This window comes from Sphingobium sp., from assembly GCF_035511395.1.
Taxonomy (GTDB): domain Bacteria; phylum Pseudomonadota; class Alphaproteobacteria; order Sphingomonadales; family Sphingomonadaceae; genus Sphingobium.
In genome coordinates, this window is sequence record NZ_DATKFP010000315.1 from 1 (window position 1) to 14,569 (window position 14,569).

A 14,569-nucleotide genomic window follows, 5' to 3' on the forward strand; every position below is an offset into this window, starting at 1 on the left:
CATGCCCGCAGCGTCGAGCGCTACGGCCATGATCCGCGTGCGCTCGCTCTCCCCGCCTTCCAGCTCGCCGAAATAGGCGGTGACGGGAACCGCCATGTGATTGAGCGCCTTGCCCGGTTCGAGCAGGGTCGCCCCGTCCATTATCGAGCCGCCGATCACCTTGTCCTTGCCAAACGCGGCCTGGAGTTTGCCTTCCTTGCCCACGCCGTTCTGCAAAGTCAGCGCGCAAGCGGTGCGATCGACCAACACCTGCGCATCGGCCAGCGCCTGATCGGTACCCTTGGCCTTGGTCAGCAGGATGTAATAGTCGATGTCGCCTTCAACCTCCTCGGGCGTTTCGACCGCGAAGAGGTTTTCGCGCTGGACGAATTGCGCCCGCACACCCGAAATACTCAGGCCATCCCGGCGGATCGCCTCGACATGGGGCTTGCGCGCAATCAGCGTGACCTTGTGGCCGCCGCGCGCCAGGAATCCGCCGATGACCGAGCCTAGCCCGCCGGCACCGTGGAAACAGAAATGCAATTGCTTGGACATGCTTTGGGATTCCCGTTGGTTCGGCTCAGGCAATGCCCAGTTCGACCAGCTTGGCCCTGATCTGCTCTTTCTTTTCCGGCGTCACATCAGCCACCGGCGGCAGGATCGGGCCAGCCTTGAGGCCAATCGCTTCGTACCAGGCCTTCACATTGGCAAGTGCGCTGGCATAGGTCGCGGTGCGGGCGATATCCCACAGGAAGTTGTCGTGATAGAATTCGCGGACTTCGCTGAGCTGATCGGAAGCGGCCCGCGCTTCCTCCCATTTTCCTTCATGCGCCAGGCGGATGTATTCCTTGGCGAAATGGCGCTTCTTGCCGTACAGCATGTAAGACAATTCACCCCAGCAAACGGTGCCGCCAAGACGCAGATCGTCGAGGAAGAAGTATTCGAATGGCTCCATCGTGTTGAAGCCTTCGGGCATTAGCTGGCGGATTTTGATTGTCTCGGCACGGCTCATGGCACCTTGTTTGACGCCGATCACGGTATCGATATCGGCCAGGCGGCGCATCAGGTCCCAGCTCAGCACGGTTCCCGAAACCGGGGTCCGGTAGAGGCAGACGGCCAGATCGGTGTTGTCGGTCAGGAACTTGAACCAGGCATAGATTTCGTCGTCGCGCTTGAGCTGCACAACCGGGTTGATCACCTCAGCCCCGTTATACCCGAGCTTCTCGACGAACTGCATCTTCTCGATCGCGGTATAGACGCTGGGATCGAGCACGATGGTCCACAGATCGAGCCGCCCGGCATTCGCCTCGGCGACGATCTCGTGATAGCGAAACCAGTCTGACGCTGAGACGTTCCAACATTCGGAGATGAACCCGCCGACGGCCAAGCCATCTACGCCCATTTCGACATATTTATCGATGTTGTAGCGGATACCGTCCACATCGAACTTGTAATCGGCGGTCATCGGGGTAATCGGACACTGATAGAAGCCCCTGACGGTCTTCGTAGCCCAAGCCTTGGCGTCCTTACGATCATATTCCATTGATGTGCACCTCATCTCGATTTGGTTCAGAATTTCAGCTTGCATCTGCCGTTCATGAAGGCGCCAGCGCCGCCTGGGCCGCAGCCAGTCGGGCAATCGGCACCCGGAAAGGCGATGCGCTGACATAGTCCAACCCGATCTCCTCACAGAAAGCGATCGTGGCCGGATCGCCGCCGTGCTCGCCGCAGATCCCCAGTTTAAGGTCGGGCCGAGTTTCGCGCCCTTTGCGCGATGCCATTTCGATCAGCTTGCCGACCCCTTCGATATCGAGAGTGACGAACGGGTCCTTGGCGATAATGCCTTTTTCCACATAAGCACCCAGGAAACGCGCCGCATCGTCGCGGCTGATGCCCAGCGTAGTCTGGGTCAGATCATTGGTTCCGAACGAGAAGAATTCCCCGCTTGCAGCGATTTCGTCGGCAACCAGGGCTGCCCGCGGCAGCTCGATCATGGTGCCAACGCTAAAGGCGATCCGCTCGCCTTTTTCGGCGAACACGACTTCAGCTACCCTGTACAGGGTATCCTTCAGTGATTCGAGTTCACGCGGCAATCCGACCAGCGGGATCATGATTTCGGGACAGACCGCCATGCCCGCCTCGCCCGCGACTTCGAGCGCAGCCTCGAAAATCGCGCGAGCCTGGATTTCGTATATTTCGGGATAGACCACGCCAAGTCGGCAGCCTCGATGCCCCAGCATGGGGTTGGTTTCCGCCAATTCGATTGCGCGATTCCGAACCTGCTCCACGTCAATACCCATCGCCCGCGAAAGCTCGGTGAACTCGCTATCCGTATGCGGCAGAAACTCGTGCAGCGGCGGATCGAGGAGGCGGATGGTGACTGGCAAGCCTTCCATGATCTCGAAGATTCGTCGGAAGTCGGCGCGCTGTTCGGGCAAAAGCTGGTCGAGCGCGGAGCGTCGTTCCTTTTCGCTGTCGGCCAGGATCATCTGCCGCATAGCGAGGATCCGACTTTCATCGAAGAACATGTGCTCGGTTCGGCAAAGCCCGACCCCTTCGGCCCCGAACCGGCGGGCCATTTCGCAATCGAGCGGGGTTTCCGCGTTGGTCCGAACCTTCAGGCGGCGATGCTTGTCAGCCCATGCCATCACCGTTGCGAAATCGCCCGAAAGTTTGGGCTGGATTGTCGGTAGTTCGCCCAGGAACACTTCGCCGGTCGAACCGTCGATCGTAATGAATGCGCCCTCTTCGAGCCGCTGGCCGCCGATCTCGGCGACCCGCGCGACCGGGTCGATCTTGAGACTGGCGGTGCCCGCCACGCATGGCCGGCCCATACCCCGCGCGACCACGGCCGCGTGGCTGGTCATGCCGCCGCGCGCCGTCAGAATGCCGGTTGCGACGTGCATGCCATGGATGTCGTCAGGCGACGTCTCATGCCTGACGAGGATGACCTTCTCTCCAAATTCGGCCCACCGTTCCGCTGTTTCCGCATCGAATACCACACCCCCCGAGGCTGCCCCGGGCGAGGCAGGCAAACCCTTTCCGAGCAGCACCCGCGGCGCATTCGGATCGAGCGAGGGGTGAAGCAACTGGTCGAGCGAGGCCGGGTCGAGGCGGAGCAGCGCGGTCACTTCGTCGACCAGGCTCTCTTCGACCATGTCGACGGCAATCTTGAGCGCGGCCATGGCAGTGCGCTTGCCCGAACGGGTCTGAAGGAGGTAGAGCCTGCCGCGTTCGACTGTGAATTCGATGTCCTGCATGTCGCGATAGTGGCGCTCCAGCAGTTCGAACACCTCAGCAAGTTGAGCATAGGCCTTCGGCATCGCTTCCTGCATTGAGGGAAGCCGCGCACCTGCGGCTTCGCGGGCAGCCCTGGTCAGATACTGGGGCGTGCGGATGCCGGCGACAACATCCTCACCCTGGGCGTTGGCCAGCCATTCGCCGTAGTAGGCCTTCTCGCCGGTTGCAGGGTTGCGGGTAAAGGCGACACCGGTAGCGCTGGTCTCGCCAAGATTTCCGAACACCATGGCCTGGACGTTAACCGCCGTGCCCCAATCTCCGGGGATATCGTTCAGGCGCCGGTAGACCTTGGCTCGCGGTGAGTCCCATGAGAGGAACACCGCCTCGATTGCCGTCCAGAGTTGTTCATGTACATCCTGAGGAAAGGCCGCGCCGTGATGGGCAAGCACGAGATCCTTGAAGGTCGCGATCAGGCCGCGCAGATCGTCCACTCGAAGATCGATATCCTCATCGACGCCGCGATCTTCCTTGATGCGGTCAAGGGCTGCCTCGAATACGCCATGCTCGATTTCGAGCACGACACTGGAATACATCTGGATGAAGCGGCGATAACTGTCGAGCGCGAACCGCTCATCCCCGGAGGACTGGCCCAGGCCGGTGACGGTCGCATCATTGATGCCAAGGTTGAGGATCGTGTCCATCATCCCCGGCATGGATACCCGCGCTCCCGAACGCACCGAGACCAGCAGGGGATCGCGAGGATTGCCGAACGTCTTGCCCGTCGCCCGTTCGACCAGCCCCAAAGCAGCCGAAACCTCATCGCGGATGCGATCAAGTGAAGCTCTGCCGTGGTCAAGATAAGCGAGGCATTCGCCGGCGGAGATCGTGAATCCAGGCGGGACGGGCAGCCCGATCCGCGCCATCTCGGCGAGGTTGGCCCCCTTCCCGCCCAGGACGCGCTTGTCGAGGTCAATCTGACCTGCGACCAGAACGCCGGAACCGAAGGGAAACACACTCGACATTGTTAAATTCCTGAGGTTCAGGTGCAGGTCCAAGGCGGCGCAATTCGATTGGTGCGCCGCCCCAGAAGCGATCTACATTTTGAGAATGGCCTTGATCGCCTTGCCGGTCTTTTCGGTATCCTCGACGGCCTGGTTGATCTGGTCGAGATCATAGAAGGTGCAGAGCTTCTCGAACGGGAACAGCCCGGCCTTCTGCATCGCAATCAGTTGCGGGATGAAGACCTGCGGGGTGCTCGATCCTTCGACTACGCCACGCAACTTGCGGCCAAACAGCATGTTGTTCATGTCTAGCGAAAATTCGGTGCCCAGCTGCGCCCCGCCGACCACTGCGGTTTCACCCATGTTGTGCGTGCTGTCCACCGCCGAGCGCAGCACCGCTGGAATGGCGGTAGTATCCATGGCATAGTCGGCGCCGCCACCGGTCATCGCGACGATCGCTTCCTGAGCGTTGACCGTGTTGGCGTCGATCACATCGGTGGCGCCCAGTTCACGCGCCAGTTCCAAGCGGCCTGCGTTGCGGTCAACCGCGATGATCTTGAGGCAGCCCGAGGCCTTGGCGGCCATCACTGCGCTGAGGCCCACCGACCCGGCCCCGAAGATCGCGATCGAGGAGCCAGGTTCGGGACAAAGCGCATTGAGGATGCTGCCCGCCCCGGTCTGGATGCCGCAGCCCAGTGGGCCCAAAAGTTCGATCTGTGCGTCGTCGGCAACCTTGACGCAGTTGTTTTCCGACGCGATCGAATAGGTCGCGAACGAGGATTGCCCGAAGAAGCAGGCGTTGACCTCTTGGCCGTGGCGGGTAATCGGCGTCGAACCATCCAGGCGGCGGCCCATGAAATTGAGCGGGAACAGGCTCGGACAGTAGGCCTGATGCCCCTTGAGGCACGATGGACAGGTGCCGCAATAGCTGAAGGAGAGCACGACCTTGTCGCCTGGCTTGACAGTGGTCACGCCGCGTCCGACCTTTTCGACAACGCCCGAACCTTCATGGCCCAGCACCGCCGGCAGCGGCGTCGGGTAATATTGATCGCGAACCGTCAGGTCGGTATGACACATGCCAGCTGCAGCAACCTTGACCAGCACTTCGCCGTCGCGCGGATCCTCGATTGAGACGTTATCCAGAACGAATTCACCACCCTGACGCTCAATAATTGCCGCGTATGCGTCCATTATTTCTCTCCCGTTTCCTGATTTCTATTTGATCGAATTTGCTTATGCGAAGAAATAGAGATTCTTGTCCTGCACGACGCGCGCGTCGATATTCAGCTTCCTGCTGAATACCTTGAAGCCGCTGTCTGTTTTCCGCAGCTTGTCTTCGCGTCCCAGCGTGTGCACGTAAACTTCGCTCTGTCGGCGATTGCGGTGCACCAGAACATTGGAGAACACCTCGAATTCAAACGGTGCAATTTCGAATGCTTCGACATTGGTAACGAAATAGCGGATTCGTGATGGCGGATCTTCCATCCATACCTGGCCCGTCAGCAACCGGTCGACCCGCTGCTGCAGCTCGGCATAGTCATCGTTGTAGATTGCGGCATCCCCCGGGGTTGGATCCGGGCGGCGGTCACGTGCAAACCGCTGTTCGTAAACTGGCATCCAGTAATGGATATCTTCGGCGATTACAGTATCGAACCATTGGCGATATTGCTGGTTTTGCAACATCCGCACCTCGGCGGAATAGTGACTGACGATGGCATGATGCAGTTCCATGCCTACGGGCTTGCGTGTTTCGGTCATCTTGCGGTCCAGATTGCTGTCGGGATCAGTCTTGCGGCTCGGCTTGCTTCGCCGACAGACGTTCAGGCCAGAAATTACGGTTGGTCCACATTGCATCCCAGGTATCGTCATTGGCCCGGATGGCGGCCCAATCTGGCGCATCGAGAATTTCTTGCCAGAAACGATAAAAGCCTCGATACGAGGTTTCGCCGATGAAGCTGACCCCGACAATTCCTGGATAGACGGGGTGCGGCCCTTCGCGGTCCTTGCCCATGCTCGAATTCATCCGCCCCTTTCGGGTGATGATACCGTTGTTGTTGTAGGTGGCCGACGACATGTTTTCGCCATCGTCGCTTTCGAGCGTTCCCGCCGTACCAAATGAACGGATCGCTTCGCGCTGGATCGACCGCTTAGTTTCGGTGTCGGCATTCTTCGGCACCATGGTATAGGTCCAGACCTCGATTTCATGCGGCCCGCGCGGATGCCAGATCTTGAAGGTGTTGGTTCCGTAGAGGAACGAACAGTTGGGGAAGATCGACGTATTCCAGTGACCGACATAGAGCCGTTCGCGCTCCGGCCCGAATTTTTCGCGAATTCCGCCCCGCGTCTGCTCGAGATATTTGACGTACCCGTCGCGCTTGACGTGGATCGCAGTCGCCGCATTATCGATCAGGCCAAACCCGTGGCCATGCCGCATGGTGAATTGCAGACCAAGGTCGTCAAACGGCATGTCGGCGCGATTGCCCGACAGGCCAGCCAGCTCGCCCCCGATCATCTGGAGAGCGGCGGCATGCGTCCAGCCCACGTGATACCCATCGCCGACGAAGTTCTCGGTCGGGACTTTCCAATTGCAGGCGAGGGTGCTTTTCAACGGCGGCCCGACCAGTTCCAGACCACCGTCCGGACCGTCCCAGATCGTATCGAGGTACCAGCAGAAGTCCCCCAGATAGTCCTCAAGCGATGGCGCTTCGGGATCATGGCAGCCGAAGATGAAGCCCTTGTAAGTTTCGACCCGGATCGGCGCGAGCCCTAGCTTGGATTTGTCGAGATCGCTGTGATAGCACCGCTCTTCCATCGGAACATCGACGAGCGAACCATCCTGACCGAAAACCCAACCATGATAATTGCACACGAACGCCTTGGCGCTGCCGCTGTCAGCATGACAGATCTGGTTGCCGCGGTGCGTGCAGGAATTGATGAACGCCTTCAGCGAACCGTCCGGCTGCCGCGACAAGATGACACGGTCTTCTGCCATGTACGTCGTAATGAAGTCGCCCGGTTTGGGAACTAGCGAATCATGCCCGAGCATGAGCCAGCATCGCGAGAATATTCGCTCCAGCTCCAGCTGATAGACATCTTGATCCCAGAACACCCGGCGAGACTGGCTCGCACCGGCGTTATCGACGAGTGCCGACGATCCATTCATCGCATCGCTCCCATGCTTTTTGTTACGAGTGCCGCATAGTCGATTCGTGCTATACATGCAACGCGATGCACCATATGCAAAACCTACCGTTGGCGCAAGGACGATTCTCAAGGGGCGTTTGTGGGGAGAATGTTAGGTTGCAAGATGCCGATAGCAACACGTCCAGCATCCTTGGTCTTGGGTCCAGGCTCTGGCAATCACCAGCCCTATTGCTGTGTCTGGCCTCGTTCTTTTGGGCCCTGAATCCGATCGTCGGGCGGGCGGCCAAGGACTTGCTCTCACCTGTGACTCTGGCGTTCTGGCGGTGGGTGGTGGCGCTGGTCTTCGTGCTCCCTTTCGCTTGGCGGCACCTCCGCGACGACCTGCCCGCCATTGTTGGCGGCTGGCGGTTCCTTGGGCTCCTCGGGGCTGTAGGGGTGGGGCTGTTTTCTTTTCTCGTCTATCAAAGCCTGCAGTTCACCACCGCGACCAACAATCTTCTGTTGCAATCGACCATGCCGGTGATGACCCTGCTCATGCCAGTTGTGCTGTTTCGGGAGAGGGTGCGCCCGATCCTCCTCGTTTGCGCACTCCTTTCGATCACCGGAATCGCGTGGATCATGACCAAGGGGCATCCCGACTATCTGCGCTGGGATGCGCTGAACCGAGGCGATCTGCTCGCCATCATTGCGGTTTTTCTCTATTCCGCCTATGCCACCTTCCTGCGCCGCGCACCGGCGATGCACCACCTCAGTTTGCTGGCTGTCCTGTTCGGGGTCGGGATCGCGGCTTTGAGTGTGCCCTATGCCTGGCACCTCTGGTGGGCTGGCCTGACCGTGGCTTCACCTGCTGCGCTCGCATCGCTGCTCTATATCGGGATATTTCCTTCGCTGCTGTCCTACGCGCTGTTCAATCGCGCGGTCGCCTTGGTCGGCTCGGGCCGCGCGGGGGTCTACATGAACCTGCCATCGGTGCTCGGGGTCCTGATGGCCGTACCTCTGCTTGGAGAACGGTTCGCAAAATACCACCTAATCGGTTCGCTGTTGGTGGTTGCATCAATCCTCTTATCGCGTCGGGTCAAGACATAAGGTCAATGAGGCCCTGGCTGCTGCGGCGTATAGCAGAGCAGTCGCGGAATTTATGGTTCGCTCAAAGTCCTTGGCGAGGCGTCGGTTTCGATTGCTCCATGCGAAGTTCCGCTCGACGACCCATCGCCTTGGATGGACGACGAAGCCGGTCTGATCGGCGAATTTCCGGACGATTTCGACGGTCATGGCGGTAGCGTTGCGGACGCGATCGCTGTTGTAGGCGCTGTCGGCGAAGATATGTTCAACGCAAGGGTGGCGCTGGCGCGATTGCTTGAGCAGCGGCACAGCGCCATCGCGATCCTGCACCTCAGCGCTATGGACCAGCAAGGCGAGTGTCCGGCCAGGGCTTGCGGCCAGACAGCGCGCCCATTCGCCTCGTCCAGCGCGTGGCTGGAATTAGGCCGAGATTTGATGAACCGGACGATCTCCTTGGGACTAAAACTGAAGGCGTTGGCACGTCGCTTCCAAGCCGCGCCTTCATGGCGGCGTCGGCGGCGTTGAAGTCATTACAGAGAAGTACACGCGCGAACCGCGCGATGAGCGGACGCGTCGCGGAGCAGGCGCGTCTATTACCCTGGCGTATCCGGCGAGCTGATCGAGGAGCTTCACCACGCCCGCGGCTCCCGTCTCAGCGGGATCGCTCGACGCTTCGCCGGTGACGACTACTGCTACCGAGCGGGCTGCCGGTTTGGCGGACACCGAGATAGGTTCAACCAGGCTACGCCAGCTTCCCGTTCGAAATCTATGGGGCTGAGATAGCCAAGGGTCGAGTGCCGCCGGGTCCCCGCCTTGCGCCTGCTCAGGCGATTGGCGACGGGGCCATGAAGACCGCGCGCGATCGGGGCGAGAGCGCGCGAATGGTAGGAACGATTGGGGAGGCGTCGCGCCAGCTCGTCGCAGATCTGATCAAGACGGGGGATCGATGGACAATGAAATCGGCTGCGTGCCTCCGGCGCCGGAGGCACGCGATAAGAACCGCCGCCGCTAATTGCATCGAGAGGACCGCAATTGGCTATGCTGATATCAAAGCATATTTCAGAGCCCGATCCGAAAGTTGTTGAGCAATACCAGCATGTTGTGATTCACGCCTCTTTGCGACAAGAAGGAGTGGATGGTGGCATGGACTGGTATTGCCCGGCGTGAGCATAGTCGGGAAGGTTTGCGATATCCATCGGATATGACGGACACGGAGTGGGTGCTGGCAGCACCTTTCGTTCCACCGGCGAGGCGAGGTGGCCGACGCCGGACTACCGACATGCGCGAGGTTCTGAACGCGATGCTGTACATCGCGGCAAGCGGGTGGGCGTGGCGGCTTCTGCCGAAGTGCTTTCCTCCGGTATCGACGGTGCGGCGCTATTTCTATGCCTGGCGCGATGCCGGTCTGTTCGACGCGATCAACACGGTGCTGGTCATGAACCTGCGGGAAATCGAAGGGCGTGAAGCTTCGCCCAGCGCCGGAGTGATCGACAGCCAATCGGTCAAGACCACCGAAAGTGGCGGAATCTCGGGCTATGACGCGGGCAAAAAGGTGAAAGGCCGGAAGCGACATATCCTGACGGACACCTGCGGCTTCCTCATCTTCATCCTCGTACATGCCGCCGATATTCAGGACCGAGATGGGGCCGTCGATGTGCTGGCAGCCATTCGCAAACGGTTTCCCTGGCTGCGACACATCTTTGCCGATGGCGGTTACGCAGGCGATAAGCTACGATCCGCCTTGGTTGGCATGGGCAAATGGACGATCGAAATCATCAAGCGATCGGACAAGGCGAAAGGCTTTCAGGTGCTGCCCCGCAGATGGGTGGTCGAACGGACTTTTGCCTGGCTCGGGCGCTGTCGTCGGCTCGCAAAAGACTGGGAGCGATCCATAGCCTCGTCCACCGCTTGGGCCCTCGTCGCCTCAATCCGCATGCTCACGCGCAGAACCGCAAGGCTTTGTCAGAATTGAGAAACTTCCGAATCCGGCTCTTAATCCCGACGCTCACCGTGGTACCGCTGCCTTGGATGTCAAATCCTCACAGTGCAAGGTTCGCGCGGCAATTAGTCTGTCGCGAGTTCGATTGTCGCTGTCTACCCGCCCCATACCAGCAGGTAAACGCCTTGACCTGACGCACTCAACTGGCCCGGTCGGACATCAGTGATATGCGCGCGAACAACTAAATTACCTACCCGCTTATTATCGACCGCACGAGCGATCTTTGAGAGAAGCTTGTCATGGTCGAGGATAGTCAGCGATAACGGGTATGGCGAAAAGAATGCGACCATGTCCGAGCTGGGTGCGCGTCATGTCGCTGAGCTGCTGGCGCTGCGGATCAGGCGGCCGATCGCCGACAAAGGTCTGCCCCCCGCCGTCACGCGCCGGGCCGATTTACCCAGATTAGACCCAAAAAGGGAACCGTTCCGTTTCCTTATCGTTTGAGCCGTTGATCTTGGTCAATGTCTAACAAAACCAACGGATGATTTCGATGAAGATTGCGATATTTGCCGCGCTGCTTACCCTGGCGCCAGTTCCGGTGTTGGCTCAGGCTGTTTCGCCGGCGACTTCGGGAACGATGACCAGCGCCGACATCGGCGTCTCGCCGATCGCAAGCCAGAGTGGACCCAACTACGTGCTCGCCGCGGCCGACGCCAATCTTTACCAGATCAAGGCGTCGCAGCTCGCCGCGACGCGCGCGCAGCGTGATGACGTCAAGGCCTATGCGAAGCGCGTTCTGGCAGAGACGCAAAGTAGCCACAAAGCGCTGCTGGCGGCGTTGAAGAACGATCAGCGCACGATCAAGGCGCCGTCCTCGACCCTTTCCGCCGACCGCGCTGCCCTCCTCAAGCTGCTCCAGAAGGCGCCGAAGAGCGCTTTCGACAACCTCTATCTCACCCAGTCGGCGCAGGTTCAGCAGGATACCTGGGCGGTGCATAAGGGTTACGCACAGGACGGAACCGACCCGGCGCTGCAGCAGGTCGCCGGTACCGCGGTCCCGGTGCTGGAGAACGAGCTCGCCACCGGCAAGTCGCTGACCCCCACCGGGCTTGCAGGATAGGTGATACCCGCCGGGCCAGGTCGACGCAGCCCCCCAGACCTGGTCCGGCACCTGTTTACTGCCATTGATGCTGCGGTTGTAGCCGGCGGCATTGCTCGCCTGATCCGGCCAGCAGAGATGCTCCATCACTGTCAGCAGCCGTAACGGCCGATACGTTTGCTGCCCCAGTAAGCATTCGCCAGGTTGGGCCTGAGATCTTCGAAAAGCGCTTGCGCGAGAGCACGTCCCTCTTCGGTGAGCGAGGAGAGCTTCTGCCGACGATTGCGCTCCCCGACACGCCCGCAAGGTCACCATCGCTGATGGTGTGGCTGCGCGGCGACATTTACGATGGCCGGTTCAGCGGCAACTATGATGGCCGGTAGGATCGGTTGTCTGGCCTGATCGCAGGGAGGGGCGGAGCCCCGACCGGAGAGCAGGCCAGACAACCGATGGCGATCTTTTCTCCCCTGGGCGGGAGTGCGGATCGGGCTGCGGCGAGCGGTGGTATCGGAACACTCATCGAACATTGAAGCGATGGGTTGCGATGCCGGGCCACCACCTTTCCGATCAGCAGGTATTTCTTTTCATGGTTGAACGTCGCCATCACACCCAGTCCGTTGCGGCCGCCAAGGCCGGTATTAGCGAGCGTAGCGCACGCCGGATCGAGAACGATCCGCGCTTGCCTTCCCAGAAGAAGCAGGGACGCCATTGGCGCACCCGCGCCGATCCTCTTGAGCCTTTCTGGCCCCGTATCGAGGAGTTGCTCAAGATCGACGGCATTCTCGCCGTCACCATCTTCGAGACGCTACAGGACGAGTTTGGCGAAGAGGCCGTTCCCGACAGGATCAGGCGCACGCTCGAACGTCGGATTGCCCGCTGGCGGGCGCTGCATGGCGAGGAGAAGGAGATATTCTTCCCGCAGCGCCACGAGAGCGGGCGGCAGGGCCTATCGGATTTCACGGTCTGCGACGACCTGAAGGTCACCATCACCGGCGAGCCTTTCGCCCACCGGCTCTATCATTTCCGCCTGGCCTGCAGTGGCTGGGAGCATGCCGCTGTCGTACTGGGGGGCGAGAGCTTTGCCGCCCTGTCCGAGCATCTGCAGGATGCGCTGTGGAAGCTGGGCGGCGTCCCGGTCGAGCACCGCAGCGATTCCCTGTCCGCTGCCTACAAGAACCTCGACGCCGATGCGCAGCGGGATTTCACCCGCAGCTACGACGACCTTTGCCGTCATTACGGCATGATCGCGACCCGCAACAACCGCGGCGAGGCCCACGAGAACGGCTCGATCGAAGGCCCTCATGGCCATCTCAAGCGACGCCTCGACCAAGCCCTGCGTCGCCGGGGCAGCCGGGACTTCGACAGCCTCGGCGCCTGGCGCGATTTTGTAGAAGCCGAAGTCGCCAAGCAGAACCGCCGCAAGGCCAGGCTCGTCGACGAGGAACGCCGCCTGCTGGGACGCCTGCCAGCACACCGCACCACAGACTTTGCCATGATCGCGGTTGATGTCAGCCGTAACGGCACCGTTCCTATCGACAGGGTCATCTATTCGGTCCCCTCCCGCCTGGTCGGTCGTCGGCTGCACGCCCATCTCTTCGATGACCGCATCGATCTATTCCTCGGCCCCGACAAGGTGATGACCACCCCACGGGTCCGTATGCCGCATCCCCAAAGAGGCCACCAGATCGATTTTCGCCACATGATCGCCAACCTGAGGCGCAAGCCCGGGGCATTGCGGAACCTGGTATACCGCGACGCCCTGTTCCCCGCCCACGCCTACAGGCGGGCATGGCAAGCCTTCGACGACCAGCTTGATGCCCACCAAGCCTGCCGTGACACCGTCGCCCTGCTCGATATCGCGGCAAGAGGAGATTGTGTCGACGCGCTGGCTCTGCGCATCGACGCGGCACTCGATGCTGGTCGTCTCCCCGATGTCACCGCGCTCAGGCAGGAGTTTCTTCCGACCCTTCGAGCCAGGCACGAGGTGACGATCCCACCACCGGATCCGCGCGGATATAACAGCCTGCTTACCAGCATGGAGTTGCGCTGATGACCCGGACCAAGGATCAAGCCGCAGCCGTGCTGCCCACCATGCTCAAGGCCCTGCGCCTGCCCAGCATCAACCGCAACTGGAAGCGGCTTACCGATACCGCCGATCGGGATGGATGGCCTGCTGTTCAACTGCTCGCCTCGCTTCTCGAGATCGAGATGGCCGAACGCACCACGCGGCGTATCCAGCGGCATCGGGACCAGTCCGGCCTGTCAGCAGGCAAGACCTTCGCCACCTTCGATTTCGACGCTGCCCCTGGTGTGCGCAAACCCCATCTGCTCTCGCTCGCAACAGGCGATGGTTGGATCGACAATGGGGGCAACCTGTTGTTCTTCGGACAGTCGGGCACCGGCAAGACGCACGCCATCTCGGCGATCAGCCATACGCTTATCGATACTGGGCGCCGGGTCCTGTTCTGCTCCACCACCGATATGGTCCAGAAACTTCAGGCTGCGCGCCGCGATCTCAGTCTGCCCTCCATGCTCGACAAACTCGACAAGTACGACCTCATCGTGCTCGACGATCTGTCCTATGTCCGCAAGGATCAGGTCGAGACCAGCGCCCTGTTCGAGCTCATCGCCCATCGCTACGAGCGCCATTCGATCGCGATCACCGCCAACCAGCCATTTTCCGCTTGGGACAACGTTTTTCCAGATCCCGCCATGAGTGTCGCCGCCATCGACCGCCTCGTTCACCACTCAACCATCATCGAGATGAACGGCGAGAGCTACCGAAAACGCTCCGCCATCAGTCGCATCGAACCAGCCAATAATCACCCAACCGGCCCGGCATCGGACCGGCCATCGTAATTGTCGCCAACCTCGCGTCCAGGGAGCATTCCGCATAAGGCATTGCGACACCAGGTAATTGTCGCCACCGTCAATTACTCCCGCAATGCCACAGCTGCCTTCACCACCGGCGCCAGCGACAATTACCAACATCCGGTTGCCCAAGGCCCGTTGCCACTACAAGGCTCGCGTGATACCCAAATCCCACCACTCGGTGCGGCCGCTTACCGGCCATCATAATTGACGCCAACCGGCCTCCGTAAATGT

12 protein-coding genes and 1 pseudogene are annotated in these 14,569 nt (G+C 60.5%); 6 read left to right on the plus strand and 7 right to left on the minus strand.

All coding sequences use genetic code 11. The annotated features are described in order from the left end of the window. The 6 genes from VMR39_RS21835 to VMR39_RS21860 all read right to left on the minus strand — a co-directional run. Positions 1 to 534: 2-dehydropantoate 2-reductase (locus VMR39_RS21835; protein ID WP_325419061.1), on the minus strand; the 534-nt coding region annotated here is incomplete at its 3' end. A gap of 25 nt (positions 535 to 559) precedes the next feature. Continuing rightward, entirely contained in the window at positions 560 to 1,567 is a 1,008-nt protein-coding gene (locus tag VMR39_RS21840) for a dihydrodipicolinate synthase family protein (RefSeq protein WP_235219030.1), read from the minus strand. Between the two features lie 7 nt (positions 1,568 to 1,574). Beyond that, complete coding sequence (gene ppdK / locus VMR39_RS21845; RefSeq protein WP_008827668.1) at positions 1,575 to 4,241, minus strand: pyruvate, phosphate dikinase; 2,667 nt, start codon at positions 4,239 to 4,241, stop codon at positions 1,575 to 1,577. A gap of 72 nt (positions 4,242 to 4,313) precedes the next feature. Further along, a complete protein-coding gene (locus tag VMR39_RS21850; protein WP_024018976.1) occupies positions 4,314 to 5,411 on the minus strand; it encodes an NAD(P)-dependent alcohol dehydrogenase in 1,098 nt (365 codons plus the stop codon). A gap of 42 nt (positions 5,412 to 5,453) precedes the next feature. Beyond that, positions 5,454 to 5,978 carry an aromatic-ring-hydroxylating dioxygenase subunit beta gene (locus VMR39_RS21855; protein WP_008827666.1) on the minus strand — a complete coding sequence of 175 codons (525 nt, stop codon included), beginning with the start codon at positions 5,976 to 5,978 and terminating at the stop codon, positions 5,454 to 5,456. A 25-nt stretch (positions 5,979 to 6,003) separates the two neighbouring features. Continuing rightward, a complete protein-coding gene (locus VMR39_RS21860; protein WP_008827665.1) occupies positions 6,004 to 7,383 on the minus strand; it encodes an aromatic ring-hydroxylating oxygenase subunit alpha in 1,380 nt (459 codons plus the stop codon). Positions 7,384 to 7,520: 137 nt separating this feature from the next. On the opposite strand from VMR39_RS21860, the gene VMR39_RS21865 reads away from it, so the two are divergent. Continuing rightward, positions 7,521 to 8,450 (plus strand): DMT family transporter, encoded by a 930-nt coding sequence (locus VMR39_RS21865; protein ID WP_024018977.1) that lies wholly within the window; start codon positions 7,521 to 7,523, stop codon positions 8,448 to 8,450. Here the strand turns inward: VMR39_RS21865 and VMR39_RS21870 are convergent. Next, positions 8,427 to 8,792 (minus strand): annotated as a pseudogene (locus VMR39_RS21870) (transposase); the annotation flags it as partial. The gene VMR39_RS21865 and the pseudogene VMR39_RS21870 overlap by 24 nt on opposite strands. Positions 8,793 to 9,561: 769 nt before the next feature. Between VMR39_RS21870 and VMR39_RS21875 the strand changes: the two are divergent. The 5 genes from VMR39_RS21875 to istB all read left to right on the plus strand — a co-directional run bounded on the left by VMR39_RS21875 (position 9,562) and on the right by istB (position 14,323). Beyond that, the gene (locus VMR39_RS21875) at positions 9,562 to 10,398 is read left to right on the plus strand and encodes an IS5 family transposase (RefSeq protein WP_024018979.1); all 837 of its coding nucleotides are present in this window, start codon (positions 9,562 to 9,564) and stop codon (positions 10,396 to 10,398) included. A 517-nt stretch (positions 10,399 to 10,915) separates the two neighbouring features. Further along, positions 10,916 to 11,485, plus strand: a complete 570-nt coding sequence (locus tag VMR39_RS21880; RefSeq protein WP_031308889.1) for a DUF4142 domain-containing protein — start codon at positions 10,916 to 10,918, stop codon at positions 11,483 to 11,485. 209 nt (positions 11,486 to 11,694) lie between these two features. Further along, entirely contained in the window at positions 11,695 to 11,847 is a 153-nt protein-coding gene (locus VMR39_RS21885; RefSeq protein WP_161942147.1) for a hypothetical protein, read from the plus strand. 161 nt (positions 11,848 to 12,008) lie between these two features. Then, positions 12,009 to 13,514: an IS21 family transposase gene (gene istA, locus VMR39_RS21890; RefSeq protein WP_024018981.1), complete on the plus strand. Its 1,506-nt coding sequence runs from the start codon at positions 12,009 to 12,011 to the stop codon at positions 13,512 to 13,514. Next, on the plus strand, positions 13,514 to 14,323 hold the full coding sequence (gene istB, locus VMR39_RS21895; protein ID WP_024018982.1) for an IS21-like element helper ATPase IstB: 810 nt from the start codon (positions 13,514 to 13,516) through the stop codon (positions 14,321 to 14,323). Before istA ends, istB begins: the two co-directional genes overlap by 1 nt. The last annotated feature ends 246 nt before the right edge of the window (positions 14,324 to 14,569 follow it).